General features: G+C 72.1%; 21 protein-coding genes and 3 tRNA genes. 14 read left to right on the plus strand and 10 right to left on the minus strand.

What is annotated here, in order from left to right; genetic code table 11:
• Positions 1-132: 132 nt before the first annotated feature.
• On the plus strand, positions 133-432 hold the full coding sequence (locus tag ACFY6S_RS17850; RefSeq protein WP_388817596.1) for an ArsR/SmtB family transcription factor: 300 nt from the start codon (positions 133-135) through the stop codon (positions 430-432).
• Complete coding sequence (locus ACFY6S_RS17855; protein WP_388817599.1) at positions 429-821, plus strand: VOC family protein; 393 nt, start codon at positions 429-431, stop codon at positions 819-821. The genes ACFY6S_RS17850 and ACFY6S_RS17855 overlap by 4 nt, the downstream gene beginning before the upstream one ends.
• 161 nt (positions 822-982) lie before the next feature.
• Here the strand turns inward: ACFY6S_RS17855 and ACFY6S_RS17860 are convergent, their stop codons facing one another.
• Entirely contained in the window at positions 983-1,900 is a 918-nt protein-coding gene (locus ACFY6S_RS17860) for an SDR family oxidoreductase (protein WP_388817602.1), read from the minus strand.
• Positions 1,901-1,951: 51 nt separating this feature from the next.
• On the opposite strand from ACFY6S_RS17860, the gene ACFY6S_RS17865 reads away from it, so the two are divergent.
• Positions 1,952-2,635 carry a TetR/AcrR family transcriptional regulator gene (locus ACFY6S_RS17865; protein WP_388817604.1) on the plus strand — a complete coding sequence of 228 codons (684 nt, stop codon included), beginning with the start codon at positions 1,952-1,954 and terminating at the stop codon, positions 2,633-2,635.
• A 37-nt stretch (positions 2,636-2,672) separates the two neighbouring features.
• Here the strand turns inward: ACFY6S_RS17865 and ACFY6S_RS17870 are convergent, their stop codons facing one another.
• Positions 2,673-3,446, minus strand: coding sequence for a TetR/AcrR family transcriptional regulator (locus tag ACFY6S_RS17870; protein WP_388817606.1), 774 nt, complete (start codon positions 3,444-3,446; stop codon positions 2,673-2,675).
• Between the two features lie 115 nt (positions 3,447-3,561).
• On the opposite strand from ACFY6S_RS17870, the gene ACFY6S_RS17875 reads away from it, so the two are divergent.
• A complete protein-coding gene (locus ACFY6S_RS17875) occupies positions 3,562-5,175 on the plus strand; it encodes an FAD-dependent oxidoreductase (protein WP_388817609.1) in 1,614 nt (537 codons plus the stop codon).
• 303 nt (positions 5,176-5,478) lie between these two features.
• Positions 5,479-7,194 carry a DUF6461 domain-containing protein gene (locus ACFY6S_RS17880; RefSeq protein ID WP_388817612.1) on the plus strand — a complete coding sequence of 572 codons (1,716 nt, stop codon included), beginning with the start codon at positions 5,479-5,481 and terminating at the stop codon, positions 7,192-7,194.
• Between the two features lie 253 nt (positions 7,195-7,447).
• Here ACFY6S_RS17880 and purL read toward each other — a convergent pair whose 3' ends face one another.
• The 3 genes from purL to purS are packed head-to-tail and all read right to left on the minus strand — an operon-like array spanning position 7,448 to position 10,634.
• Complete coding sequence (gene purL / locus ACFY6S_RS17885) at positions 7,448-9,706, minus strand: phosphoribosylformylglycinamidine synthase subunit PurL (protein WP_388817615.1); 2,259 nt, start codon at positions 9,704-9,706, stop codon at positions 7,448-7,450.
• Positions 9,703-10,386, minus strand: coding sequence for a phosphoribosylformylglycinamidine synthase subunit PurQ (purQ, locus tag ACFY6S_RS17890; RefSeq protein ID WP_388817618.1), 684 nt, complete (start codon positions 10,384-10,386; stop codon positions 9,703-9,705). The genes purL and purQ overlap by 4 nt, the downstream gene beginning before the upstream one ends.
• Complete coding sequence (purS, locus tag ACFY6S_RS17895) at positions 10,383-10,634, minus strand: phosphoribosylformylglycinamidine synthase subunit PurS (RefSeq protein WP_114625979.1); 252 nt, start codon at positions 10,632-10,634, stop codon at positions 10,383-10,385. Before purS ends, purQ begins: the two co-directional genes overlap by 4 nt.
• Before the next feature lie 450 nt (positions 10,635-11,084).
• Between purS and ACFY6S_RS17900 the strand changes: the two genes are divergently transcribed.
• The 8 genes from ACFY6S_RS17900 (at position 11,085) to ACFY6S_RS17935 (ending at position 16,018) form a co-directional block, all read left to right on the plus strand.
• Positions 11,085-11,420, plus strand: coding sequence for an Lsr2 family protein (locus ACFY6S_RS17900; protein WP_388817621.1), 336 nt, complete (start codon positions 11,085-11,087; stop codon positions 11,418-11,420).
• Positions 11,421-11,584: 164 nt separating this feature from the next.
• Positions 11,585-11,656 (plus strand) — tRNA-Gly (locus ACFY6S_RS17905).
• Between the two features lie 79 nt (positions 11,657-11,735).
• Positions 11,736-11,808 (plus strand) — tRNA-Gly (locus ACFY6S_RS17910).
• Between the two features lie 187 nt (positions 11,809-11,995).
• Complete coding sequence (locus ACFY6S_RS17915) at positions 11,996-12,928, plus strand: ABC transporter ATP-binding protein (protein WP_388817624.1); 933 nt, start codon at positions 11,996-11,998, stop codon at positions 12,926-12,928.
• Between the two features lie 32 nt (positions 12,929-12,960).
• A complete protein-coding gene (locus tag ACFY6S_RS17920) occupies positions 12,961-13,755 on the plus strand; it encodes an ABC transporter permease (protein ID WP_388817627.1) in 795 nt (264 codons plus the stop codon).
• Between the two features lie 63 nt (positions 13,756-13,818).
• Positions 13,819-15,309, plus strand: coding sequence for a histidine kinase (locus tag ACFY6S_RS17925; RefSeq protein WP_388817630.1), 1,491 nt, complete (start codon positions 13,819-13,821; stop codon positions 15,307-15,309).
• Positions 15,306-15,923: a response regulator gene (locus ACFY6S_RS17930; protein ID WP_388817633.1), complete on the plus strand. Its 618-nt coding sequence runs from the start codon at positions 15,306-15,308 to the stop codon at positions 15,921-15,923. The genes ACFY6S_RS17925 and ACFY6S_RS17930 overlap by 4 nt, the downstream gene beginning before the upstream one ends.
• A 22-nt stretch (positions 15,924-15,945) precedes the next feature.
• A tRNA-Gly gene (locus ACFY6S_RS17935) sits at positions 15,946-16,018 on the plus strand.
• Between the two features lie 130 nt (positions 16,019-16,148).
• On the opposite strand, the gene ACFY6S_RS17940 is transcribed toward ACFY6S_RS17935, so the two are convergent.
• Positions 16,149-17,063, minus strand: a complete 915-nt coding sequence (locus ACFY6S_RS17940) for a phosphoribosylaminoimidazolesuccinocarboxamide synthase (protein ID WP_388817636.1) — start codon at positions 17,061-17,063, stop codon at positions 16,149-16,151.
• Positions 17,064-17,249: 186 nt separating this feature from the next.
• Positions 17,250-18,770, minus strand: coding sequence for a N,N-dimethylformamidase beta subunit family domain-containing protein (locus ACFY6S_RS17945; RefSeq protein WP_388817639.1), 1,521 nt, complete (start codon positions 18,768-18,770; stop codon positions 17,250-17,252).
• Between the two features lie 448 nt (positions 18,771-19,218).
• Between ACFY6S_RS17945 and ACFY6S_RS17950 the strand changes: the two genes are divergently transcribed.
• Positions 19,219-19,497: a helix-turn-helix domain-containing protein gene (locus tag ACFY6S_RS17950; RefSeq protein WP_388817642.1), complete on the plus strand. Its 279-nt coding sequence runs from the start codon at positions 19,219-19,221 to the stop codon at positions 19,495-19,497.
• 355 nt (positions 19,498-19,852) lie between these two features.
• On the opposite strand, the gene ACFY6S_RS17955 is transcribed toward ACFY6S_RS17950, so the two are convergent.
• From ACFY6S_RS17955 to ACFY6S_RS17965, 3 genes are all read right to left on the minus strand, one after another.
• Positions 19,853-21,712, minus strand: a complete 1,860-nt coding sequence (locus tag ACFY6S_RS17955) for a hypothetical protein (RefSeq protein WP_388817645.1) — start codon at positions 21,710-21,712, stop codon at positions 19,853-19,855.
• 602 nt (positions 21,713-22,314) lie between these two features.
• Positions 22,315-23,574, minus strand: a complete 1,260-nt coding sequence (gene purD, locus ACFY6S_RS17960) for a phosphoribosylamine--glycine ligase (protein WP_388817647.1) — start codon at positions 23,572-23,574, stop codon at positions 22,315-22,317.
• A 72-nt stretch (positions 23,575-23,646) separates the two neighbouring features.
• On the minus strand, positions 23,647-26,082 hold the full coding sequence (locus ACFY6S_RS17965) for a DNA polymerase III subunit gamma and tau (RefSeq protein WP_388817650.1): 2,436 nt from the start codon (positions 26,080-26,082) through the stop codon (positions 23,647-23,649).
• Positions 26,083-26,094 lie beyond the last annotated feature (12 nt).

Genomic DNA, 26,094 nt, shown 5'->3' on the forward strand with positions numbered 1-26,094 from the left:
CGCGCCCACCTCACCGCGTCCTCCACCGCTCCATGACCCTCCTGCCCCTCCCGCCCCTCCCGCGCGGGCCGAGCCCGGACGACGGCGCGCGTCCACTTGATAGGCAAGCGTGCACTTGCCTATCCTGTGCTGGTGGCCGAAGACCTGTTCAAAGCGTTGGCCGACCCCACTCGCCGCACCATCCTCGACGAGCTGGCGGAGAAGTCCGGACAGACACTGTTCGAGATCTGCTCGCGACTGGCCATGAAGCATCAGCTCGGTATCTCCCGCCAGGGAATCTCCCAGCACCTTGCCGTACTGGAGGCCGCGGGGCTCGTCGAGACAAGGCGGGAGGGCCGCTACAAGTTCCACGACCTGAACACGGCTCCGCTGCGGCAGATCGCCCAGCGGTGGCCCCCGCCCCACTCGTCCGGACCGGAGAACACCCCATGAAGATCCACCTGACCAGCGTCTTCGTCGACGACCAGGCCAAGGCCCTGCACTTCTACACCGAGATCCTCGGCTTCGTGAAGAAGCACGACGTCCCACTGGGCGAGAAGGACCGATGGCTGACCGTCGTCTCGCCCGAGGAGCCCGGCGGTACCGAACTCCTCCTGGAGCCCGTCGGCCACCCGGCCGCCAGGACATACCGCGACGCGCTCGTGGCGGACGGCATCCCGCTCGCCCAGTTCGCGGTCGATGACGTGCGGGCGGAGTACGAGCGCCTGCGCGGCCTCGGGGTCGGCTTCACCCAGGAGCCGCTGGAGATGGGCCCCGTCACCACCGCCGTCCTCGACGACACCTGCGGCAATCTGATCCAGATCGCCACACAGCCGCGGTAGACGGCCGGGGGTGCCGCACAGAGCACGCGGGGCCAGGACTACGAGAACCAGGGACAGCGAGAGCCGGTTCAGCGAGAGCCGGTACAGCGAGAGCCAGGACGACGAGAGGAGAGCGACGCCCACACTGGCCCTGCTCCGACCGTTGGCCCAATGGAGCCGCGTCAGGGACGACGCGAGGCGGCGGTCGCGGTGGGTCGCGCCGTGGCCCCCTTCGGGTAGTGGCGGCGCAGGTTGGCGGCGAGGACGCGGTCGAGTGTGCGGTCGGACAGCAGGGGCCCCAGACGCATGATCAGGGCGGCGTCCCGGCCGGCGGTGTACCGGGTGCGCGGCCGGCGGGCCGTCACGGCCTTCGCGATGACCCGGGCGGCGGCGTCGGCGGTGAGACCGGACGCGGTGCCCGAGGCCATCAGCTCGTTGTTCGCCCGGACCAGGTCGCCGTAACGCTCCTCCTGCTCCGGGGTCATCCGGGCGGCCAGGTCGTTCGCCGTCGCGATCCCTCGGGCGGCGATCTCCGTACGGACGCCGCCGGGCTCGACCACGACCACCTGGACGCCCAGCGGGGCGACCTCCCGGCGGAGCGAGTCACTGACCGCCTCCAGGGCGAACTTCGCGCCGGCGTAGGCGCCGTAGGTGGCCATGGCGTACTTGCCGCCGATCGAACTGACGTTGATCACGCGGCCCTTGGCGCGCAGCAGCGCGGGCAGGAGCGCCTGGGTGACGGCGATGTGGCCGAACAGGTTGACTTCGAACACCTGCCGCCACCGCGCCAACGGCAGCGCTTCGACCGGGGCGTTCACCTGGACGCCCGCGTTGTTGACCAGCGCGTGCAAGGGGCGCGGGTCGTCGGCGACCCGCGCGGCGAGCGCTTCCACGTGCTCGGAGGTGGTGATGTCGAGGATGACCGGCTCGACACCGGTCGAGCGGATGGCGTCGGCGTCACGGTCGCGCCGCACTCCGGCCAGGACATGGAACCCCTGGCGAGCCAGTTCGCGGGCGGCCGACGCGCCCAGGCCCGTGGAGGCACCGGTCACGACGACCAGCTTCCGGTCCGGCTTCCGGGTTTCAGATGACGTTGTCATCTCATTGACGCTACCGGTACGGATGACACTGTCAACTGTAGGATGGAGGCCATGGTCACCCGCGCGGAGTCCGCCGCCCTCACCCGCCGCGCCCTGCTCGACGCGGCCGCCCAGCTCCTCGACCTCGGCGGCCCCGAAGCGGTCACCCTGCGCGAGGTGGGCGCGCGGGCAGGCGTGAGCAGGGGAGCGCCGTACCGGCACTTCACGGGCAAGGACAGCCTGCTGACCACCGTCGCGACCGAGAGCTGGGAACGGATCGCCGACCGCATCCACACCCTCCGGACCGACCCGGCCCTGCCGGCCTCCGACAAACTGCGCGGCGCCCTGCGCACCCTCATAGGAGTCGGCCGGGACCAACCGCATCTGTACCAGATGCTGTTCAGGCGCTCCGGGCATCGCCCCGAGGAACTCACCGAAGGGTTCGACCGCGTCCGGCGCCAGCTCTGCGGACCGGCGGGCGACCCGGCCGCGGACCGCGTCCGCGCGGCCGGACGCTTCCAGGACGAGTTCCTGGCCGTGGTCACCGAACTCGTCGGGGAGCGGAACGCACAGCACTACGGCGCCCTGCTGCTCACCAGCGCCCACGGCATCGCGGACATGGAGCTGAGCGGCCACCTCGACACGGAGAGACTGCGCACCACCCCCGACGAGCTGGTCGACACCCTTGTCCGCATGGTCGCGAGCGCCGGCGAAACGCGGGCGGGGGAAACCGGGGGCACCGGCGGGCCCCGGTAGCGGCGGTGTCGCCGTCCGGGCGGGTGGCTCTGCGGCCCTAAGAGCTCTCCCGCCCGAGGCCGTCGATCATCAGGGCGAGGGTGAAATCGAACCGGTCGTGCCCGTCGCCGGCGGTGAGTTCGGCGGCGTGGCGGGTGGTGTGGGGGAAGGTTTCGGCAGGCAGCGCGGCGAGCCTGCCCATCAGCTCGTCGCGGTCGAGGACCCAAGCGGTGTCCTCGTGCGCTGACCGCTGACGCATCACCGACACCTCAAGGCAGTAGGCGGCCACGTACAGCAGGAGGGCGTCGACGGCCCAGGCGGCGGCCTGCGGAGCGACGCCACCGGCGAGCAGGATCGCCAGCATGCCCTCGCTGACGCGCAAGGTCTCCGGATCGGTGGGGGCCATGGCGAGCGCGGCGCGGGAGATGCCCGGGTATTTCAGGTACTGGTCGCGCAGCTGGGCGCACACCTCGCGGACCTGCTCCCGCCAGACCGAGGAGCCGGACTCGGGCAGGCCGGACTCGGGCAGGCCGGACTCGGGCAGGACCGGCTCGGGCAGGACGAGCTGGGCGCACAGTCGCCCGATGAGCAGTTCGTCGAGGTCGGCCTTGTTGACCACATGGGCGTAGAGCGAGGCGGGCCCGGTGTCGAGCGCCCCGGCCAGCCGTCGCATGGTCAGCGCCTCGTAGCCCTCCGCCGCGACGAGGCCGAGCGCGGTGTCGACGACCTGCTCCACGGTGATCGGGGCCTTGCGGCGCCGCGACCTGGGAGCCGCGTCGACATCAGGGCCCGGCGGCTGATGGCGCGCCGCGCGCCGCTCTCTCGGGTTCACCCGACCATCATAGCTTGACACGAACACTGTTCGTAAGTAGAACGGTGTTCGTAATGCCCGGTGGCGAATTCCCCTGGCGAACAAGAGCGAACAAGAGCGAGCAAGGACGTTTGACATGAACCAGGACGCAGACGTGGACGTGACCGTGGTCGGAGCCGGGCCGGTCGGCCTCGTGCTCGCCGCGGAGCTGGCGCTCTCCGGGGCGACGGTGCAGATACTCGAACGGCGGACCGAGCCGGACGAGGCGATGAAGGCGGGTGCGATCAACGTGCCGACGGCCGAGGCGCTCGACCGCCGCGGCCTGCTGCCCGCCGCCGAACAGGTGCAGCGAGAGCTGCTGGAACGGGTGGGGGCGTTCGCCCGTATGGCAGGCGGCCAACCGCCCGACGGCGGCCGGCGGGCGCGCCCGTCGCGGTTCACCGGGCATTTCGCGGGGATGGTGCTCGACGCCGACCTCGTGGACGAGTCCGACCCCGACCTCGCCGCGCACACCGCCGTCGCCGGAGCGCGGATGGTGCCGCAGCGTGAGCTGGAGGAGCTGCTGGCCGGCCATGTCGCACGCCTCGGCGTGCCGGTGCGCCGCGGGGTGGAGGTCACCGCGCTCGAAGACACCGGTGACGGCGTCCTCGTAGGCACCGACGCGGGTACGGTGCGCACCGGATGGCTGGTCGGATGCGACGGCGGGCACAGCTCCGTACGCCGTCTCGCGGGCATCGGCTTCCCGGGCACCGACCCCGAACTCACCGGGCATCTCGCGCTCGCCGACATCGCCGACCCGGAGAAGCTCACCGACGGTTGGGCGTGGACGCCCCGGGGGGCGTACCGCTACGGGCCGCAGCCCGGACGGGTGGTCACCGTGGAGTTCGGCGGCGCTCCCGCCGACCGCTCGGCCCCGGTCACCCTTGAGGAGGTGCAGGGCGCCCTGCGCCGGATCTCGGGCACCGATGTCACGCTGACGGCGCTGCGCGGTGCGGCGACGCGCTGGACCGACAACGCCCGCCAGGCCGCGACGTACTGGTCGGGCCGGGTACTGCTGGCCGGCGACGCCGCGCACGTACACCCGCCGTTCGGCGGCCAGGGGCTCAACCTCGGGGTCGGCGACGCGATGAACCTCGGCTGGAAGCTCGGCGCCGTGGTCGCCGGCTGGGCGCCCGAAGGGCTGCTCGACACCTACGACGCCGAGCGTCGCCCCCTCGGTGCCTGGGTGCTGGACTGGACGCGGGCCCAGATCGGGGTGTTGCGCGGGGACGCCAAGTCGGCCGCGCTCCGGGAGGTCGTCGCCGACCTGCTGAACACCCGGGAAGGCACGACCTACGCGGTCAAGAAGGTCTCCGGAGTCGACCAGCGCATCGACCTGCCCGGCGACCACCCGCTGGTCGGCCGTTACGTACCCGACCTGTGGCTGGCGGACGGCTCCCGGCTGGCCGACCACGGCCACGGCGGCGGGTTCGTGCTGCTCGACCGCACCCCGGACGGCGCGTTCGCCCGCCGGGCCGGGGCCTGGGGCGGGCGGCTGAACACCGTGTCCGACGACCACGCGAAGCCGACCGGGGTGTTGGTACGCCCGGACGGCGTGGTCGCCTGGGCCTCCGACGCCAGCAACACCACCGACACCAACAACACCAGCGACACCACCGGGACCACCGGGACCGTCTCCGTCACCGGCCTCGAAGCCGCCCTGCGTCAATGGGCAGGAGCGCCGTCGCCCGAACACCGGCCGATGAGCTGACCCCCCTCGACGCATGGACTCCACCAGGACCGAATCACCCGAACTACCCGTTCCCAACGGGCGATGTCACCCGGTCATGTGTCGCCTGTCCCGTTGAGCGCAGCGCAGGACACACAACCCGCCCGCACGCTCCCTCCCGCTCACTCTCTCCCGCTCACTCCCCCTCCCCTCGGCCCCCGGACCGTACGCGGCTCCGCCGACCTGACCGGCTCGCCCCTGACCACCCTGACCGGCCTGACCGCCCTGACCGGCTCTGACCTGGTGATACCGGTGACTGTCAGTGGGCGGTGCGAAGATCCGCCCATGGTCGTGACACCGGTTGCAGACTCCTGGCGGCGCATCGATTCCTGGCTCGCCGCCCATGCCCCACGCACGTTCGGCTCGCTGCGTCCACCCGCTCCGCAGGAGGCCATCTCCGCCGCCGCGGCCGAGCTGGGGGTCGTGTTCCCCGCCGATCTGGTCGCGTCGCTGCGGCACCACGACGGTGTCTCCCCCGAGTCCTCCAGGCCCTCCGGAGACGGAAGCTTCAAGTTCCCGGGATACGACCTGCTGACCCTCGCCGCCATGCTGAGCAGAGGGCGGATGCACCACGAGCTGTGGGGCCGGGAGGGCGAGGACCTGCCGTTCGAGGGCTACTGGCACCCGCAGTACGTCACCCTCGCCGACAACTGCCGTACGGACGCACTGGTCGTGGACTGCCGTCAAGGCGACTCCACTGGTGCGATAGGTCTGCACCTCAAGTCCGAGGGGACCCGCTTCGGGCAGTTGCCGAGCCTCGCGGCGCTGCTCGAAAAGCTGGCCGACTGCCTGGAGTACGGCAGGGTCCTGGAGCTGGACGGGCGGCACGTCGCCGCCGTCGACGACGGAAAGCTCCTCTGGGCCAGAGCCCCCGAGTCGCGCCCGGCGCCCCGGTCCGTACTCGACCTCGCCGCCACCCTGCCGCCGCCACCGACCAGGCCCGCCTGGGAGTACGGCACCTTCTGCCTCACCCTCGTGCAGGGCATCGACCAGGGGGAACTCCTGCGCCGGTACGGAGCGTTGCCCGCCACCCGACGCCCCAGGACCCGTGAGCAGGCGCTCGCCGAGGCTCATGTCGATACGAGTCTGCACCGCGCGGAGCTGCTGCCCGTGGTCAGGGTCGGCAGCTGTGGCGCGTGGGTGTTCGGGATCGAGGAGGGGCACCGCGAGGGCAACCGGCACGAAGTGCTGCGCCGCCTGTCCCGAGGCACGCGAGCGGTGGCGGTGCATTTCGTCAACAGCACCACGATGACGCTCTACGAGAACGGCCGGCGGGTCACCGCCTACGACTCCGGGCGAGTCCGCCAACTGGAAGCAGACCAGGATCCGTTCACGCTCATCCCCGGCCTGCCCCCGCACGACGGCTCGACTGTGCGATGGATCGCGGACACAGGGGTTCTGACACCGCCCGGCCGCAGCGCACACCCCACCCCCGAGCAGCAGCGCACGCGGCTGCTGGAGATCACCGACGCCATCGCGGCCCACTTCGACATCAGCCCGCCGCCGGACACCCTGGCCGGGGCGCTCGACAGCGCGCAGCTGCTCCCCGTCGTCGGGGACAGTGGCTGGCCGGCTCCCCTGACGCACGCGTTCGCGCCCCTGGTCGCCGCGCCGCCGGAGCGCCTGCGCCGTATCCTCGCGTCCCAGATGGGCAGCCTGGCAGCCGAGACCGGCCTCGACACCTACCCCGAGGTCAACGGCGTGCTGCCGCAGGTGGGGAGGGAGGTACGCCCCGGTTTCGAGGAGGACTCGGCGCTCGGCCTACGGATACGAAGAGTCCTCGCGGAAGCCGAGGTGGCGCGCGGTACGCTCCGGGACGCCGACAACCGCCCCCTGATCACCTCCACCGAGGCGCTCTCCTGGCGGGATCGCGCGGACGCCGCGCGCGCCTTGGTCGACGCGCTCACCCGGCCGCCGGCGGACGCACTCGGCCGCGTCCTCCACCAGCGCCAGGACCCCCATTGGCGGGCGGAGTTACGGGCACAGCTGAAGGAGTACTGATCCTCGCCACGCGGCAGGGGCCAGGCGCACCACGGGCAAGCTGGTCGTCACCGCCCGCTGAGGCGAGGGACCCAGGGGACGGGGTCCGGCCCGAGCGGCCGAGAAACGCGAAGGTGCGGGCCCCCGAACCACCGGGGACCCGCACCTTCACATCCGTACGTTCACATCCGCACGCTCACGTGCGCCCGTTCACGCCCGTGGACCGCCGGCCCGTGACCGCCGGGCCGCCGTGACCGCCAGGCCCACGCGACCGCTACGCCAGCAGCGCCGGGATCGTGCCCTCGTGCGCGTCCTTCAGCTCGCTCAGCGGGATCGAGAACGCGCCCTGGATCTCGACCGCTTCGCCGTCGATGACCCCGATCCGCGTCACCGGCAGGCCACGCGCGCCGCACATGTCCGTGAAGCGCAGCTCCTCGCTCCTCGGCACCGCGACGACCGCACGGCCCGCCGACTCGCTGAGCAGGAAGGTGAACGCGTCCAGCCCGTCCGGGACGACCAGGCGCGCGCCGCGCCCGCCGCGCAGGCAGGACTCGGTGACCGCCTGGATGAGGCCGCCGTCGCTCAGGTCGTGCGCCGCGTCGATCATGCCGTCGCGGGAGGCCGAGATGAGGATCTCCGCGAGCAGCTTCTCGCGGTCCAGGTCCACCGCCGGGGGCAGCCCGCCGAGGTGGTCGTGGACGACCTGGGACCAGGCCGAGCCGCCGAACTCCTCACGGGTGTCGCCGAGCAGGTAGAGCAGCTGGCCCTCTTCCTTGAACGCGATCGGCGTACGGCGGTTGACGTCGTCGATCACGCCCAGCACGGCCACGACCGGCGTCGGGTGGATCGCCGTCTCGCCGGTCTGGTTGTAGAGCGAGACGTTGCCGCCGGTCACCGGGGTGCCGAGCTGGAGGCAGCCGTCGGCCAGGCCGCGCGTCGCCTCGGCGAACTGCCACATGACCGCCGGGTCCTCGGGCGAGCCGAAGTTGAGGCAGTCGGAGATGGCGAGCGGCTTGGCGCCGGAGGCGGCGACGTTGCGGTACGCCTCGGCGAGCGCGAGCTGCGCACCCGTGTACGGGTCGAGCTTCGCGTACCGGCCGTTGCCGTCCGTCGCCATGGCGACGCCGAGGTTGGTCTCCTCGTCGATGCGGACCATGCCGGCGTCCTCGGGCTGCGCGAGCACCGTGTTGCCCTGCACGAAGCGGTCGTACTGGTCGGTGATCCACGCCTTCGACGCCTGGTTCGGGGAGGACACCAGCGCCAGCACCTGCTCCCGCAGCTGAGCCGAAGTGGCCGGGCGGGGCAACTTGCCGGCGTCGTCGGCCTGGAGGGCGTCCTGCCACTCCGGGCGCGCGTAGGCCCTCTCGTACACCGGACCGTCGTGGGCCACCGAGCGCGGCGGTACGTCCACGATCTGCTCGCCGTGCCAGAAGATCTCCAGCCGCTCGCCCTCGGTCACCTCACCGATGACGGTGGCGATGACGTCCCACTTCTCGCAGATTTCCATGAAGCGGTCGACGTTCCCCGGCTCCACGACCGCGCACATGCGCTCCTGCGACTCGCTCATGAGGATTTCCTCGGGCGAGAGGGTCGCGTCACGCAGCGGTACGGTGTCCAGCTCGACCCGCATACCGCCCGAACCGGCGCTCGCCAGCTCGCTGGTGGCGCAGGACAGACCGGCGCCGCCGAGGTCCTGGATGCCCGCGACGAGCTTCTCCGCGAAGATCTCCAGGGTGCACTCGATCAGGAGCTTCTCCTGGAACGGGTCACCGACCTGGACGGCGGGCCGCTTGGCCGGACCGGTCGACTCGAAGGTCTCGCTCGCCAGCACCGAGACGCCGCCGATGCCGTCGCCGCCCGTGCGGGCGCCGTACAGGATCACCTTGTTGCCGGGGCCGGAAGCCTGCGCGAGGTGGATGTCCTCGTGCCGCATCACGCCGATACAGCCGGCGTTGACCAGCGGATTGCCCTGGTAGCAGGGGTCGAAGACGACCTCGCCGCCGATGTTGGGCAGGCCCAGGCAGTTGCCGTAGCCGCCGACGCCCGCGACGACGCCCGGCAGCACCCGCCGGGTGTCCGGGTGGTCGGCCGCGCCGAAGCGCAGCGGGTCCACGACGGCGACCGGGCGGGCTCCCATGGCGAGGATGTCGCGGACGATGCCGCCGACGCCGGTGGCCGCGCCCTGGTAGGGCTCGATGTACGAGGGGTGGTTGTGCGACTCGACCTTGAAGGTGACCGCGTACCCCTGGCCGACGTCCACGACGCCCGCGTTCTCGCCGATGCCGACGAGCATCGCGTCGTTGGCCGGCGTCTTCTCGCCGAACTGCCGCAGGTGCACCTTGCTGCTCTTGTACGAACAGTGCTCGGACCACATGACCGAGTACATCGCCAGCTCGGCGCCGGTCGGGCGGCGGCCCAGGATCTCGCGGATGCGCGCGTACTCGTCCTCCTTGAGGCCGAGTTCCTTCCAGGGCTGGTCGGTGTCCGGGGTGCCGGTCGCGTGCTTGACCGTGTCGAGGTTCTTGATGGTCATGAGGCGCTTACCAGCTTCTTCAGGATCGAGGTGAAGAATCCGAGGCCGTCGGTACGGCCCGTACCGATCAGCGGCTCCACGGCGTGTTCGGGGTGCGGCATCAGGCCGACGACATTGCCCGCCGCGTTGGTGACACCGGCGATGTCGCGCAGCGAGCCGTTGGGGTTGCCGTCCAGATAGCGGAAGGCCACCCGGCCCTCGGCCTCCAGCTCGTCGAGGGTGCGCTCGTCGGCCACGTAGCGGCCGTCGATGTTCTTGAGGGGTACGGAGATTTCCTGGCCCGCCGAGTAATCGGCGGTCCAGGCGGTGTCCGCGTTCTCCACGCGCAGTTTCTGGTCGCGGCAGATGAAGTGCAGATGGTTGTTCCGCAGCATCGCGCCGGGCAGGAGATGCGACTCGGTGAGGATCTGGAAACCGTTGCAGATCCCGAGGACCGGCAAACCGGCCTTCGCCTGCTCGATGATCGTTTCCATCACCGGCGAGAAGCGGGAGATGGCGCCCGCCCGCAGATAATCGCCGTAACTGAAACCGCCGGCCAGGACCACGGCGTCGACCTGCTTGAGGTCCTTGTCGCGGTGCCACAGCTGTACGGGCTCGGCCCCGGCGATCCGGGCGGCGCGCAGACTGTCCTGGTCGTCCAGGGTGCCGGGGAAAGTGACGACTCCGATACGAGCGGTCACTTCGGCTCCTCGACCTTCACGACGAAGTCCTCGATCACGGTGTTGGCGAGAAAGGTTTCGGCCATCTCGTGGATGCGGGCGAGAGCGGCCTCGTCGACCGGACCCGCCACCTCCAGCTCGAAGCGCTTCCCCTGGCGGACGTCGGCGATCGACTCGAAGCCCAGGCGAGGCAGTGCGCGCTGCACGGCCTGCCCCTGCGGGTCGAGGATCTCCGGCTTGAGCATGACGTCGACTACGACGCGTGCCACTGGCACTCCCGGTGGTGTGGTGCGGCTGGTTCTCGCTGCCGCGCTCTGCTGCGTTGCAGGCGCGACCGCTGCGGCGTGCTTGTTGCGTCTGCCGCCGCGTGCTTGCTGCGTGCGTGCTGCGTTCCGCGGGGAATCCCGCGGACCCCCCGAGGTACCTCAGCCTACCCGCCCGGAAAATCTACGCGAGTAGATATGATCCGGCGGACACCAGGAAAAATCCGGGAAAAAAACTCGCGCACACCATTGCCGCGTGACACGCTGATGCAATTGGCTGGGCTTCACAATATGCCGCTCACCGCTGTACAAAGGAATACAGCGGAAAACAGCATTGCCCCATAACAGCCGGAAGGCCGGTATCGCCGCACGTCAGCCCGGATCCCGTACGTCCCCGTACATCTCGGATCCGGCACATGTCGGGCACGGCGGCACCGCAAGAAAGGACCGATATCCGTGGCGCAGCGCGTAGTGGTCACGCTCTCCGACGACATCGAGGGCGGAGAAGCGTCGGAAACGGTCACCTTCGGACTGGACGGGAAGTCGTACGAGATCGACCTCAATCCCGTCAACGCGAAGAAACTGCGGAAGGCGCTCGCCCCCTTCATGGCGGCGGGGCGAAAGCAGACAAACGCCAGCAAGAACGGCAAGAACCGCACAACCTACCGGCACACCGCCCTCGCTCCTGACGCGGCGGCGGTCCGCGCCTGGGCGCAGGCGCACAAGATGGAGGTGCCCGCCAGGGGCCGCATCCCCAAGCGGGTCTACGAGGCGTTCCACGAAGCCAGTTGAGCCGATGGCGGGCTCCGGGAGGGCGGTCCGGGGGGATCGGCGGAGGGCCCGGGGGGTGGTCGAGCGGCGCGGTGGGCAGCCGAGTTGCCAACCACCCCCATTGATCCGCTAGAGTTTGGAACACGCCGAGGGGCAAGGCCGAAAAGCCAAAACCCCGGCAGCGTGCGGGTGTAGTTCAGTAGTAGAACGCCCCCTTTCCAAGGGGGAGGCGCAGTGTGCAATTCCTGTCACCCGCTCTACATCGCTCTCCGGTCCGAATGGATCAGGTAGGGTGGTGCCGCATCGGTCGGACGGTCTCCGTTCAGAAGATGCAGTGCGGACGTAGCTCAGTTGGTAGAGCGCAACCTTGCCAAGGTTGAGGTCGCCAGTTCGAACCTGGTCGTCCGCTCAGAAGAAGTAGGCCCCGGTCCATCGGACCGGGGCCTACTTCGTGCGCTCCTCCACGAGGCGATCACTCCCGATACCCTCCCGAGGCCCCCCCGACGCCCCCCCGACGCCCTCCCGATGACAAATGTCATCGCGGACGGTGACAGCACGCACTGCCTGACGCCCCTTCCCACCGGAAGCCTGGAGTCATGACTCAGACAACGGGCGGCCAGGTAATCGAGGTAGACGGGCTGCGGCGCACCTACGCCGGCGGCTACACGGCGGTGGACGGCATCTCCTTCTCGGTGGCGCGCGGCGAGCTGTTCGCGCTCCTCGGCACGAACGGCGCGGGCAAGACCTCCACCGTCGAAGTGCTGGAGGGCCTCGCCAGTCCCGACGGCGGGGCGGTACGGGTGCTGGGCCACGACCCGTACCGCGAGCGGACCGCCGTACGGCCCCGCGTGGGCGTGATGCTCCAGGAGGGCGGCTTCCCCTCCGACCTGACGGTCACCGAGACCGTACGGATGTGCGCGGGGTGCACCAGTGGCGCCCGGCCGACCGGCGAGGCGCTGGACCTGGTCGGGCTCACCAAGCGGGCCGGGGTACGGGTCAAGCAGCTCTCCGGCGGCGAGCGGCGGCGCCTCGACCTGGCGCTCGCGCTGCTCGGCCGGCCCGAGGTGCTCTTCCTCGACGAGCCGTCGACCGGGCTGGACGCCGAAGGGCGGCGCGACACCTGGGAGTTGGTGCGCGAACTGCGGGACGGGGGGACCACCGTGCTACTGACCACGCACTACCTGGAAGAGGCCGAGTCCCTCGCCGACCGGCTGGCGATCATGGACCAGGGCCGGATCGTGGCCTCCGGGACCCCGGCCGAGGTCACCGCGAGCCGCCCCGGCCGCATCCGCTTCGTACTTCCCGAGGGCGTCCCCGCCGGGCGGCTGCCGCTCTCGCTGCGGGCGGCGGCGGACGGGAGGCGGATCGAGATCCGTACCCGGCAGGTCCAGCGGGATCTGGGCGAACTGCTGCGGTGGGCCCAGGAGTCCGGGGTGGAACTGGAGGCGTTGGACGCGCGGTCGGCGACGCTCGAAGAGGCGTTCCTCGACATCGCGGCACGGAGCGGAGAGACGGTGGGAGCCCGATGAGCACGACAACTACAACGACAACAACGACAGCGATGACGACGGCACAGACCGCCACCGGCCCGGCCAGCACCCCGGTGGGCCGGTTGAAGGCCCTCGGACGGGCCGAGTACACACTGCTCATCAGGAACAGGACGGCGCTGTTCGCCGGGCTGCTCGTGCCCGTCGCGATGATCGGCAGCATCAAGGTGTCGCTCGCGCAGGTCGACCTCGGCGGGACCGGGCTCAGCTCCATGGAAGTGGCCATGGTCGGCAGCATCGGCATGGTGCTGGTCATGGCCGTCTACGCCAACCTCACCTCCGCGTACACGGCCCGGCGGGAGGACCTGGTGCTCAAGCGGCTCCGCACGGTCGAGGCCACCGACCTGGAGATCCTCACCGGCACCGCGCTGCCCGCCGTCGCGCTCGCCTTCGTCCAGTCCCTGTTGATGATCGCGGGCGGCGTGGTGCTCCTCGACGTACGCGCGCCCGGGCAGCCGCTGCTGCTGCTCGCCGGGCTGCTGGCCGGTCTGGTGCTGCTGGCCACACTGGGGGCGGTGACCTCGTCCTTCACCCGTACGGTGGAGAGCGCCCAGCTCACCAGCATGCCGCTGTTCCTGCTGTCGGTGGTGGGTTCGGGGCTGTTCGTGCCGCTGGATGTCTTCCCCGACCGGATCGCGGCGTTCTGCGAGCTGCTGCCCGTGACCGGGGTGATGACCCTGATCAGGGCGGGCTGGCTGGGCGGGATCGAGGGGTACGAGGTGCTGCGGGCGGGTCTGACGGCCCTGGTCTGGATAGCGCTCGCGCTGTTTGCTGTACGGAAGTGGTTCCGCTGGGGCCCCAGGCGGTAGGCGGACAGGCAGAACGCTACGGAGTGGGGCGGCGCGGGCACGTGGACGGGTGGATGGAGTGAGATGTCCCGACTGACGGACTGGTGGCACCGGAAGAGCAAGCCGGTGAAGGTCGAGCTGTACACCCGCTGGTCGTTCCACTCCTTCGTGGCCCTGGAGATCGGGATGTCCGGTTTCACCGTGCTCCACTCGGCCGTGGTGAACGGCGTGTGGCGGATCGGCCTCTGGCTGTTCCTGCTGGTCTGCGCGCACGCGGCGCTCTGCGGCGTCACACAGTCCCGGGCCCTGGACTGGCGGCTCGGCCGGGGCGAGCGGCCCGTACGGCTGATCGTGGCCGTGGTGGCGGTGACCCTGGCCGGCCTCTTCGCCTTGCTCGCACTGCGCTCCACCGACACGCTCCCGTTCGACGCGGGCGCGATCTACCTGGTGACCGGCCTCTCGGGCTTCGGCGCCGCTGCGACGTCCCTGGGCCTGCCCAAGGCAGCGCACGCGCGGTACGCGCTGCTCGGGCTGGTGGCGGTGACGTCGGCGACCGGGCTGCTGCTCGGGCTGACGACGCCCGAGGTCCTCGGCAACGCGCTGGGAACGCTCATCACCGGATCGTTCTTCGTCTTCACGTACGGCTTCTCGTTCTGGCTGCTCAAAGCCGTCTGGGACCTCGACGCGGCGCGCGAGCTACAGGCCCGCCTCGCCGTCGCCGAGGAGCGCCTCCGGTTCGGCCGCGACATGCATGACGTCATGGGGCGGAACCTCGCGGTGATCGCGCTCAAGAGCGAACTGGCGGTCCAGCTCGCCGAGCGCGGCAGGCCGGAGGCCATCGCGCAGATGACCGAGGTGCAGCGCATCGCGCGAGAGTCCCAGCGGGAGGTGCGGGAGGTCGTACGCGGCTACCGGGAGGCGGACCTGCACACCGAACTGGACGGCGCACGCGGCGTCCTGGCGGCGGCCGGCATCGACTGCCGGATCGAGGAGAACGCCGCCGTGCCGCTGCCCGCCGAGGTGCAGTCCGCGCTGGGCTGGGTCGTGCGGGAGGCGACGACGAACGTGCTGCGGCACGGCGACGCCCGGCGGTGCACCGTACGGCTGACGGCGCCGAAGGGCGGCGGCGGGGCGGTGCTGACCGTGGAGAACGACGGGGTCCCGGACCCGGACCCGGCCGACGGCGAAGCCGCCCGGCAGGGCTCCGGGCTCGCCGGGCTGCGGGAACGGCTGGCGGCGCTGGACGGGACGCTGGAGGCGGGGACGGCAGGGAACGGCCGCCGCTTCCTGCTCACGGCACGGGTGCCGCTGCCCGCCACCGAAGCGGCGGGCGGTTCCGTGACGGCGGGCGGTCCCGTGACGGCACCGGCGCCTCGGTCCGCATCCGCATCCGTAACCGACTCCGCGCCCGCATCCGCGCCTGTAACCGCCTCCGCGCCCGCGCCCGCGCCCGTAACCGGCTCCGCGCCCGCGCCCGTAACCGGCTCCGCATCCGCGCCCGTAACCGACCCCGCATCCGCATCCGCATCCGCATCCGCATCCGCATCCGCACTCAACGACGAGATGACGCCGTGACCACATCACCTGTACGGGTTCTCCTCGCCGACGACGAGCACCTCATCCGGGGCGCGCTCGCCGCGCTGCTCGCCCTCGAAGACGATCTCCTGGTGGTCGCCGAGGCGGCCTCCGGGCCCGAGGCGCTCGCGATGGCGCTGGCGCACCGCCCCGACGTGGCCGTACTGGATCTTCAGATGCCGGGCGCGGACGGTGTGAAAGTCGCCACATCGCTCCGTACCGAACTGCCCGGCTGCCGGACCATGATCGTGACGAGCCACGGCAGACCCGGCCACCTGAAACGGGCACTGGCCGCCGGGGTGCGGGGGTTCGTGCCCAAGACGGTCAGCGCGCGGCGGCTCGCCGAGATCATCCGTACGGTGCACGCCGGAAGCCGTTTCGTCGACCCGGAGTTGGCGGCCGACGCGATCTCCGCCGGGGACTCGCCGCTGACCGCGCGCGAGGCCGAGGTGCTGGAGCTGGCGGCGGACGGCGCGCCCATCGCGGAGATCGCGGAGCGCGCCTCGCTGTCGCAGGGGACCGTACGGAACTACCTCTCGTCCGCCGCCTCCAAGCTGGGCGCCGAGAACCGGCACACGGCGGTGCGTCTCGCGCAGCGCCGGGGTTGGGTATAGTTGGCGTCGCGCCACGGCGCATGCGGACGTAGCTCAGTTGGTAGAGCGCAACCTTGCCAAGGTTGAGGTCGCCAGTTCGAACCTGGTCGTCCGCTCAGAGAAAGAAGGCCCCGGTCCATCGGACCGGGGCCTTCTTCGTGCGGGTCTTCTTCGTACGCCTTCTTCGTGTGCCTTCTTCCTGCGGGCCTGGGCGGGGCGGTTCCGCTGTCCGCCCCGCGCCGGCTGCTACTGCCAGCTGAGGCCGGTGAGAAGTTCGTACGCCTCCAGGTACTTGGCGCGCGTCGCGTCCACGATCTCCTGCGGCAGCGGGGGCGGCGGCTGCTCGCTCCGGCGGTCCCAGCCGGAGGCGGGAGAGGTCAGCCAGTCGCGTACGTACTGCTTGTCATACGACGGCTGCGCGTGGCCCGGCTCCCAGCTCGCGGCGGGCCAGAACCGCGACGAGTCGGGGGTCAGCACCTCGTCGGCGATCACCAGCCGCTCATTGCCCTCGTCGTCCCGGTCGAAGCCGAACTCGAACTTCGTGTCCGCGAGGATGATCCCCCGCTCGCGCGCGATGTCCCGGGCCCTGCTGTACACATCGAGCGTCGTCCGGCGCAGCAGGGCGGCTTCCTCCGCGCCGACCCGGCGGGCCACTTCCTCGTACGACACGTTCTCGTCGTGGTCGCCGACGTCCGCCTTGGTGGCGGGGGTGAAGATCGGGGCGGGCAGCTCGGAGCCGTCCGTGAGCCCCTCGGGGAGTGCGAGACCGCAGACGGTGCGGGACTTCTCGTACTCCACGAGCCCCGAGCCCGTGAGGTAGCCGCGGGCCACGCACTCGACCGGGACCATCCGCAGCGAGCGGCAGACGAGGGTACGGCCCGCCCAGTCGGCGGGAGCGCCGTCGGGGACGTCGGTGGAGATGACATGGTGCGGTACGAGGTCGGTGAGCCGGTCGAACCACCAGAGCGAGAGCTGGGTGAGGACCCGGCCCTTGTCGGGGATTTCGGTGGGCAGCACCCAGTCGTAAGCGGAGATGCGGTCGCTGGCGACCATCACGAGGTCGCCCGCCTCGTTGCGGTACAGATCGCGCACCTTGCCGGTGTGGATGTGCACCAGACCCGGCACCTGAAGGGGCTCGGGCTTTTCTACGAATCCGGACACGGTTCCTCCCCGTGGTTCTGTCCGATCTGAGAGATCGCGTCGATTCTCCCGTATGCCGGAAGCAGCAGCCCGCAGGGGTGGGGCGCGGGGCGGGGCTCGGGACGCGTCACGCGTCACGCGTCACGCGTGATGCGTGATGCGTGATGCGTGATGCGAACCCGCGGGCCCGCGGGCCCGGACGCGGGCTCAGTCCCGCTTGCAGATCCGGTCCAGGAGGTTGGCGGTCGCGCGCTGGATACGGGAGTCGACATGGCCGGGGCGGTCCAGCGCGGGCGACCAGGCGAAGGTGCCCGAGGCGAAGACGAGGGCGCCGGAGGGAGCGCGGTAGAGGGAGGTCTCCTGATGGCGCCGGACGTTCTCGCTGTCGCGGTACGGGGAGTGCGCGAGCAGGATGCGGTCCTGGTGCTCGGGCAGGGCGACGCGCGGGAAGTAACGGTCCGCCTCCCCCGCGACCAGCCCTTCGATCTCGTCGCCCTCGGCGACGCCGGCGGCTTCCCAGAGCCAGTGGTCCACGTTCCGTACGACCATCGGGTACGGCTCGGGGACCCGGCCCGCGTACTGGATGCCGATCAACTCCTGCTCGGGCCTGTCCACTTCACGCCAGAGGGCGGGGCGCGAGGAGGCGCGGCCGGTGGACCGGCCCGCGCCGCGTCCTCCCGTACGCCCCGGCGTACGGGCCGGAGCGCGGTGTTTGCGGCAGGTGAGGAGCCGGTCGGGAACGCCGGAGGCCGCCGGCCCCAACTCGATCTGCCAGTACATGGTGTTGGCGGACAGGAAGACCAGTGAGGTGCCCTGGTCGCGTGCCTGCTCGACCGTACGGCGCATGGGGACGGACCAGTACTCGTCGTGGCCGGGGAAGATCAGGCCGCGGTAGCGGGTGGGGTCGACGCGGCCCGCGTGCAGGTCGCGGGCGTCGGCGTAGGCCAGGTCGTATCCGTAGCGCTCGGCCCAGCGGATGAAGTCGTAGGCGTGGCCGACGTGGAGGGGCAGGCCGGCGCCCGCGTACGGGCGGTCGAAGGAGACCGTCGTCGCGGCGTCCTGCTCACCGAGGAGCCGGCCCTGCTCGTCCCAGGCGTGGTAGAGGCTGGCGCCGGTGTGACCGTCCTCCGGGTAGAGGTTGTACGCCTGCCAGGTGATGTCGGGGAGCAGCAGAAGCAGATCGGCGGGACGGCCGTCGCGGATGGTGAAGGGGACGTGCGAGCGGTAGCCGTCGGCCGTGGTGAGGACGGCCACGTGCGCGCCGAGCGCCCAGTGTTCCGGGATCTGGAGCCGCCAGGACTGCCACCAGTTGTGGCACGAGATCGTACGGTCGGCGGAGAGCGGCGGGGGCTGGACGATGCCGGAGATCCGGGGCCCGGTGCTGATCTTGCGGGCGCCCTCGCCGCCGTAGTGGCCGATCCGGTAGATGTCGACGGAGAACTCCTGGGGCGGATCGACGGTGATGTGGAAGTCGATCGCCTCGCCGGGCGCGACGGCGCCGCTGGAGGAGAAGCCCTTGATCTGCCGGCGCACGTCATCGGCGGTACGCGGACCGCCGCTGCGCCCGGCGCTCAGGGTCGGGTCGGCGTACCAGGGCACGAGTTGGCCCGTGTCGTCGAAGTAGTTCTCACTGCCCCGCAGCCAGGGCAGTGGCCCCTGGCCGAAGGGGTCGCTCACCGCGTGCGCGAGAGCGCCCGATTCCCACCGCCGGATCTGGTCCGCCCCCATGGTGCGCCCCTCCTCCGAGCCCGCGCGCCCGCAGGTGGCACGGATGGTTGTTACAAGCGTCGTTCCGCGCGCCGACGCGCCGGTATGACGACCGTGCGGCCGCACCCGGCGCGGCCTGACGGCAGCGCGATCTCCAGCACATCACACAACGCACGTGATCCGTCACCGTTCGTCGCGAATTGAAGTAAATGGAAGACATCGATCCGGATGCGCGACGGGATTTGGCGCGGTGAGGCGGCTGCGAAGGGGGTCAAGTGCGGTCAGATGTGGTGGGATTCACATCTTTGGGGCACGAGGGGGACAGGGCGAGGAGGGGGGCGCGGGGAGGGGACGCGGGAGGGGCGCGGAGAGGGCACGAAGGGGACGCGAAGGGGGCACAGGGGTTGGCGTCGCGGCCCCTCGCAGTGCGGCACCATCCAATACTTATACCGGTATTAGTATCGCTGGCATGGTCAGAGTTCCTTTGAGTCCGCAAGAGCGGCAACGCGGAGAGCACTTCGGGGCCCTGCTCCGCCAGGCCCGCGGTGACCGCAGCATGGTCGACGTGGCGGCGACCGCCGGGGTGTCCGCCGAGACGCTCCGCAAGATCGAGACCGGGCGCGCCCCGACCCCGGCCTTCTTCACCGTGGCGGCCCTGGCCCACGCGCTGCACCTGTCCCTGGACGACCTCGCCACCGCCTGCGCGGAGGAAGAGGTCGGGGGCGGCGAGCAGGCCATGTCGGCGTAACCGCCGGGGCGGGGCGCCATCGCCGGTCCACGCGCCGCCGCCGGTCCACGCGCCATCGCCGGTCCACGCGCCGCCGCCGGTCCACGCGCCATCGGCGTTCCACGCGCCGCCGGGGCCGCGCCGTCCGGCTGGGCGTCAATTGTGCTCCGTACCGCACGACTTGGATGCCTGCTCGGCAGCAGAAGAGTGCGGGCGGGAGTGCGGGCGGGATGCGGCAGGAAGCTGCGGGCGGGGGCGGATCAGAAGGGTGCGGGCGGGGTCGCCGCAGGAAGGTGCGGGCGGGCGCAGCAGAGGGGCGCGGGCGGGGTCGCCGCAGGAAGGTGCGGGCGGGGTCAGCAGAGGGGCGCGGGCGGGGTCAGACGAGCCGTACGGGCTTGTCCGCCCGGACCCCCAGCGCCGCCAGCCAGGAACGCAGCGGCTCGGGGTCCCCGTCCTCGACCAGGCTGAGCACGCGGCCGGGCAGCTCCGCGCGGCGTTCGCCGTCGATCAGAAGGGCCGGGCCGTCCAGCCAGTCGAGGCCGGGGGCGGCGCCGGCCGTGTCGACGGCGGAGCAGCAGACCATGGCCGTCACATGGTCGGCGAGCAGCTCACGGCCGGTACGCGGCGGCTGGAGCGGGAAAAGGGGCAGCGGGTCGGTGCCCCAGAGCGCGAGGGAGTCGCCTGCGGCCTCGGCCGGGGTCGGCGGGGCCGATGCCTCCTCCCGGGCCAGCTCGGCGCTGATGCCGGCGGCCAGCGCGGCGCCGACCTCACCGCCACCGCCCCGGGGCCCGGCGAGGTGGTCCATGACGCGGGCCAGGTTGGGACCCGGGTCGGGGACGGACTCCAAAGCCTCCGCGGACCCGAAGGACGCGAAGGACCCGACCGGCCCGACAGAGCCGTCGGCCCCAGTGGCCTCACCGGGCCCGGTGGAGGCGGTCGACCCGGTCGAGCCGGTGGGCCGGGTGGGCCGGGTGGGCCGGGCGGAGGGCCGTACCCCCAACCCGTCCAGGACGCGGTGCAGCCTGGCCGCTTCCGTACGCCACTTACGGTCGACGACCTCTTCCGGATACTGCTGCCAGTCCACCGGGGACCAGTCGGGTCCGGCGTCTGCCGGACCGCCGTGGAAGAGGCGGGCGGCGAGCAGGGAGGCCGCCTCGTCCACCGCGCCGGGTTCTTCGAGCAGATCGCAGGCGGGGCGCTCGCCGAGCCGGGAGGTGAAGCCCTCGGCGAGCCGGTCGCGGCGCGACAGCTCGGTCAGGGCGGAGACCACACCGGCGTCCAGCCGCGAGGGCCAGCGGCCCATGCGCCAGGCGGGCAGCGCGACCCGCGTCAGCAGCCGGTCCCAGCCCGCGTACGCCAGCCCCACCTGCTCCTGGGCGACGATCCGCAGGCCGTAGTCCACCGCCTGCGCACGCTCGGAAGCGGCCGTCGCGACCCCGCGCTCCATCAGCGCGGCATGCTCGCCGCACGCGTGCAGCAGGACGCGGGCAAGGCGCTCCGGCAGGGCGAGGGCCACGCGACGTATCGGTCCGGCGCCGGGACGCGCCGTGACCGCGACCGCCGCGTCGAGACCCCGTACGAAGCGACGGGCCGCGGCTATGTCCGGGTGCGCGGCCGCCCCCGTACCGGCGACGACAGGGGCGAGCACGGCGCGCAGCTCGGCGACGCGCATCCACCACAGGAAGGGCGAACCGATGACGAGCACGGGAGCGGCGGCACCACTCCGCCCCGGCTCCACGCCCACGCTCCGGCCCCTGCTCCCAGCCCGGCCCCAGCGCCTGTCCCGGCCACGGCCCGACAGCGCGTGCGGCTTCCCGTGCGCGGCATGCGTACGGTCCTCCAGCCAGCTGTCGCAGTCCGGCGTCAGCGCTATCGCGGAGGGCGCGGGGACATCGAGCCGCTCCGCGAGGTCACGGACCAGCCGGTAGAGATCGGGGGCGGCCTTCTCGGCCACCGGCACGGTGGGACTGAGCGCCGGCCTCGCCCGCGCGATCACGGCGGCCACGGCGGCGGTCAGCAGCAGCACGACCACCGCGAGGGCCGTCACACCCCAGCGCGCCGCGTCCCATCCCGGGCCCCGCAGATGTCCCGTACCCGCGCCGACGAGCAGCACCACGGCGGCGGCCGTGGGGAGCAGCGCCAGGGCCAGCGCCCTGCTGCGCACACGCAGCACAGCGAGTGCCCGGACACGGGCGCCCCGCGCGCCCATCCCCTCACCCATTCCGGAATCGGACATGGTGGACCTCACCCCCTCTGCCGTGCGGCCGCGTTGCTCACTCCCCCACTGTGGCACCCGTCACTGACATCGCAATGCCGGTGGGCCAAGTGCCGGAACGCTTGCGCCGCACCCTAGTTGGGCCCCGGAGACCCGTCATCCAGATGGCCTATTCGTCACTCGATGGAATGGCTCTGGTCAAAGCTGCTGACGTGACGGCGCTCGGTGGCTCCGGATTCAAGGGGCCGCGTCCGGGCCCGTGTCCGGGTATGGGTATGGGTATGGGTATGGGTACGGGTAAGGGTCCTCGTACGGGTACGACTGCGGTGCTCCGGGGGCGACTACGGGTACTCCGGGGACGAACGCGGGTACTCCGGATACGACTGCGGGCCGGGCGTTGATCGCCCGGCCCGGAATCGGATCGGTTCCACCGCTTCGGCGAGGTGCGGCCGCTTCCGGCCTGTTCGGGCCTGGCCGCGGCCTGTTCGGGCCTGGTCGCGGCCCGTTCGGCACCCGGCGGTCGGTCCCGCGCGTTGCCACCGCCTCGGTCCCGATCGGTCCCGCGCCTCGGTCCCGCTCAGTCCCGCGCCTCGGTCCCGCTCAGTCCCGCGCCTCGGTCCCGCTCAGTCCCGCGCGGCCTCCGCCGCCGCGCGGGCGATGTCCGTACGGTGCTGGGAGCCCGCCAGCCGGATCCGGTCCAGCGCCGTGTACGCGCGCTCGCGGGCCCGCGTCAGGTCCTCGCCGGTCGCCGTCACCGACAGCACCCGGCCGCCCGCGCTGACGACCGTATCGCCGTCCAGCCGGGTGCCGGCGTGCAGGACGTACGCGTCGGGGGCATCCTGCGCCGCGACATCCGCCAGCCCCTCGACGGGATCTCCGGTGCGGGGAGTGTCCGGGTAGTTGTGCGAGGCGACGACCACGGTGACGGCGGCGTCGTCGCGCCAGTTCAGCGGGGGCAGGGCCGCGAGGTCGCCCTCGGCTGCGGCCAGCAGGACACCGGCCAGCGGGGTCCTGAGCCGGGCCAGGACCACCTGGGTCTCCGGGTCGCCGAAGCGGGCGTTGAACTCGATGACCCGTACGCCTCGGCCGGTGATCGCGAGCCCCGCGTACAGCAGCCCGGAGAAGGGCGTGCCGCGCCGGCGCAGTTCGTCGACGGTGGGCTGGAGGACGCTCTCCATGACCTCGTCGACCAGCTTGGGGTCCGCCCACGGGAGCGGGGAGTACGCGCCCATGCCGCCGGTGTTGGGGCCCTCGTCACCGTCGAGCGCGCGCTTGAAGTCCTGGGCGGGCTGGAGCGGGACGACGGTCTCGCCGTCGGTGATGGCGAAGAGGGAGACCTCGGGGCCGTCGAGGAACTCCTCGATCACGACGCGACCGCAGGCGAGGGCGTGCGCGCGGGCGGCGGCGAGGTCGGAGGTCACGACGACGCCCTTGCCCGCGGCGAGTCCGTCGTCCTTGACGACGTACGGCGGACCGAAGGCGTCGAGGGCACCGTCGACCTGGTCGGGGGTGGTGCAGACGTAGCTGCGGGCCGTCGGGACGTTGGCCGACGCCATCACGTCCTTGGCGAACGCCTTGGAGCCCTCCAGCTCGGCCGCCTCCCGGGACGGGCCGAAGCAGGGGATGCCGGCTTCGCGTACGGCGTCGGCGACCCCCGCCACCAGCGGCGCTTCCGGGCCGACGACGACGAGGCCGGCCCCCAGCTCGGTGGCGAGGCGGGCCACGGCCGCGCCGTCCAGCGCGTCCACCGGGTGCAGCTCGGCCACCTCGGCGATGCCGGCGTTGCCGGGAGCGCAGTGCAGAGCGGTGACCTGGGGGTCGAGGGACAGAGAGCGGCACAGGGCGTGTTCGCGGGCGCCGCCGCCGATGACAAGGACCTTCACGGGAGGCAGCCTAGCCCGGACGGGTCACCGCTCCGGCTGCGGGCCTTGGAGGGGAAGCCGAACAGCGCCCCGCTACTCGTTCGTATATTCCTCCACCACGGTCGCTCCCAGCTCGCGGACGATCAGGTCGTGGCCGGAGAGCGCGGAGTCCACGAGATCCGGATCGTCCTCCTCCGGAATGTCGTCCTCCGGCGCCACCGAGTGGTGCGGTGGGGCGGACCGGCTCGGCCCGTGGTCCGACCGCGCCCCCTCGGAGCGGCCCGCCGACGGGCCATGCCCGCCGGTCCCGGCGGACGGTCCGGACCCGCCGCCGGAGCCGGAGGACGCGGAGCCCTGGCCGGAGGCGCCGCCGGACGGGGAGAAATGACCGGAGCCCGGACCACCCGGCCCCTGGCCCGGCTGGGGGGCGGAGGGGCGGCCGCCGTAACCACCGTTGCCGCCAGGCGCGCCGGAGGTGGCGGGGGCGCCGGGAGCGCCGCCGTAACCGCCGCCCGCGCCTCCGGAGCCGGAAGGCGCCCCGTAACCGCCTCCGTAGCCCCCGCCACCGCCGCCACCGGCGGCCGGGGGCGGTGCGACGCCGCCCGACGGGTCGACGATGGCCTCGACCTTCCACTGCACGTGGAACTGCTCGGCGAGCGCCTGCTTGAGCACCGCCTCACTGCCGCTGCTCATGAAGTTGTCCCGGGCGCCGGCGTTGATGAAGCCCAGTTGGAGCGTCGTGCCGTCGAACCCCGCCACCTGCGCGTTCTGGCTGAGCAGAATCCAGGTGAAGCGCCGGCGGTTCTTCACGGCCTCCAGGATGTCGGGCCACATGTTCCGTACCTGCCCGGCGCCCTGCGCCATCGCCGGGCTCGGTGCGGCGGGACCGGGAGCGGCGCCGGGCGGCGGCGCGGACGGTCCGGGGGCCGGGGCGGCGGCGGGCGGCCCGCTCGGCGCGGCGGGGGCCTGCCCCTGTCCGGGCGCCGAAGCGGTGGGCCAGCCGCCGGGGCGCCGTCCGCCTTCGCCCGGCGCCGTGGCACCGGGCCACGCACCGGGCCGCTGGGGCTCGGCGGACGGGGCGGGGGCGGGGGCCTGCGGGGCGGGGGCCTGCGGGGCGGGTGCAGGAGAAGGGGAAGCGGGGGGCGCGGTGGCGGGAGGAGCCTCGGCGGGCGGGGCCCCGGCGGCAGCGGCGGCCTGAGCGGCGGCCTGCGCCGCCTGGGCCGCCCGCGCCGCCTCGGCCGGTCCCGCCGTCAGGGAGGGCGCGGTCGGCGGCGGCGCGGAAGCGTGCGCGCCGGGCTCCGGCACGTACCCCATGGCGGGGGCGGGGCCCCCGGCCGAGAACGCGGCCCCGGCGGTCGCGGCGCTCGCCGCCGCACCCCGCTCCAGCCGGTCGAGCCGCGCCTGGACGGACCGCTCGTCGTCGAAGGCGGCGGGCAGCAGCACGCGCGCGCAGATCAGCTCCAGCTGGAGCCGGGGCGAGGTGGCACCGCGCATCTCCGTGAGCCCGGTGTTGACGAGATCGGCCGCGCGGCTCAGCTCGGCCGCGCCGAACACCGACGCCTGGGCGCTCATCCGCTCGACGACATCGGTGGGGGCGTCGAGCAGCCCCTTCTCCCCCGCGTCGGGTACGGCGGCCAGGATGACCAGGTCACGCAGCCGCTCCAGGAGGTCGGCGACGAACCGCCGGGGATCGTTCCCGCCCTCGATCACCTGATCCACGATCTCGAACGCCGCGCCCCCGTCCCCCGCCGCGAAGGCGTCCACCACCGCGTCCAGCAGCGAGCCGTCCGTATACCCGAGGAGCGCCGTCGCCATGGCGTACGTCACACCGTCACCGGCCGTACTGGCGAGCAATTGGTCCATCACGGACATCGAGTCACGCACGGACCCGGCGCCGGCCCGGACGACCAGGGGCAGCACCCCGTCCGCGATCGGCGTCCCCTCCTTCTCGCACACCTCCGCGAGGTAGTCGCGCAGCGTCCCCGGCGGAACGAGCCGGAACGGATAGTGGTGCGTACGCGACCGGATCGTGCCGATGACCTTCTCCGGCTCGGTCGTCGCGAAGATGAACTTGAGATGCTCCGGCGGCTCCTCGACGACCTTCAGCAGGGCGTTGAACCCCGCCGAGGTGACCATGTGCGCCTCGTCGATGATGTAGATCTTGTAACGACTGCTCGCCGGCCCGAAGAACGCCTTCTCCCGCAGATCACGGGCGTCGTCCACGCCACCGTGCGAAGCCGCGTCGATCTCGATGACGTCGATCGACCCCGGACCGTTCCTGGCGAGGTCGCGACAGGACTGGCACTCCCCGCACGGCGTCGGCGTGGGCCCCTGCTCGCAGTTCAGACAGCGCGCGAGGATGCGCGCGCTGGTCGTCTTCCCACAGCCGCGCGGCCCGCTGAACAGGTACGCATGGTTGACCCGGTTGTTCCGCAGGGCCTGCTGCAACGGGTCAGTGACATGCTCCTGCCCGATGACCTCGGCGAACGACTCGGGGCGATAACGGCGGTACAGCGCAAGGGACGACACACCTACGACGAT

The organism is Streptomyces sp. NPDC012835 (assembly GCF_042900885.1).
Taxonomy (GTDB): Bacteria; Actinomycetota; Actinomycetes; order Streptomycetales; family Streptomycetaceae; genus Streptomyces.

Coding starts and splice junctions, on each gene's coding strand:
- ACFY6S_RS17915 (WP_388817624.1), top strand. CDS start 11,996: ATGACTCAGACAACGGGCGGCCAGGTAATCGAGGTAGACGGGCTGCGG.
- ACFY6S_RS17860 (WP_388817602.1), bottom strand. CDS start 1,900: ATGACAACGTCATCTGAAACCCGGAAGCCGGACCGGAAGCTGGTCGTC.
- ACFY6S_RS17855 (WP_388817599.1), top strand. CDS start 429: ATGAAGATCCACCTGACCAGCGTCTTCGTCGACGACCAGGCCAAGGCC.
- ACFY6S_RS17875 (WP_388817609.1), top strand. CDS start 3,562: ATGAACCAGGACGCAGACGTGGACGTGACCGTGGTCGGAGCCGGGCCG.
- ACFY6S_RS17950 (WP_388817642.1), top strand. CDS start 19,219: ATGGTCAGAGTTCCTTTGAGTCCGCAAGAGCGGCAACGCGGAGAGCAC.
- purL (WP_388817615.1), bottom strand. CDS start 9,706: ATGACCATCAAGAACCTCGACACGGTCAAGCACGCGACCGGCACCCCG.
- ACFY6S_RS17880 (WP_388817612.1), top strand. CDS start 5,479: ATGGTCGTGACACCGGTTGCAGACTCCTGGCGGCGCATCGATTCCTGG.
- ACFY6S_RS17865 (WP_388817604.1), top strand. CDS start 1,952: ATGGTCACCCGCGCGGAGTCCGCCGCCCTCACCCGCCGCGCCCTGCTC.
- ACFY6S_RS17955 (WP_388817645.1), bottom strand. CDS start 21,712: ATGTCCGATTCCGGAATGGGTGAGGGGATGGGCGCGCGGGGCGCCCGT.
- ACFY6S_RS17920 (WP_388817627.1), top strand. CDS start 12,961: ATGACGACGGCACAGACCGCCACCGGCCCGGCCAGCACCCCGGTGGGC.
- ACFY6S_RS17925 (WP_388817630.1), top strand. CDS start 13,819: ATGTCCCGACTGACGGACTGGTGGCACCGGAAGAGCAAGCCGGTGAAG.
- ACFY6S_RS17945 (WP_388817639.1), bottom strand. CDS start 18,770: ATGGGGGCGGACCAGATCCGGCGGTGGGAATCGGGCGCTCTCGCGCAC.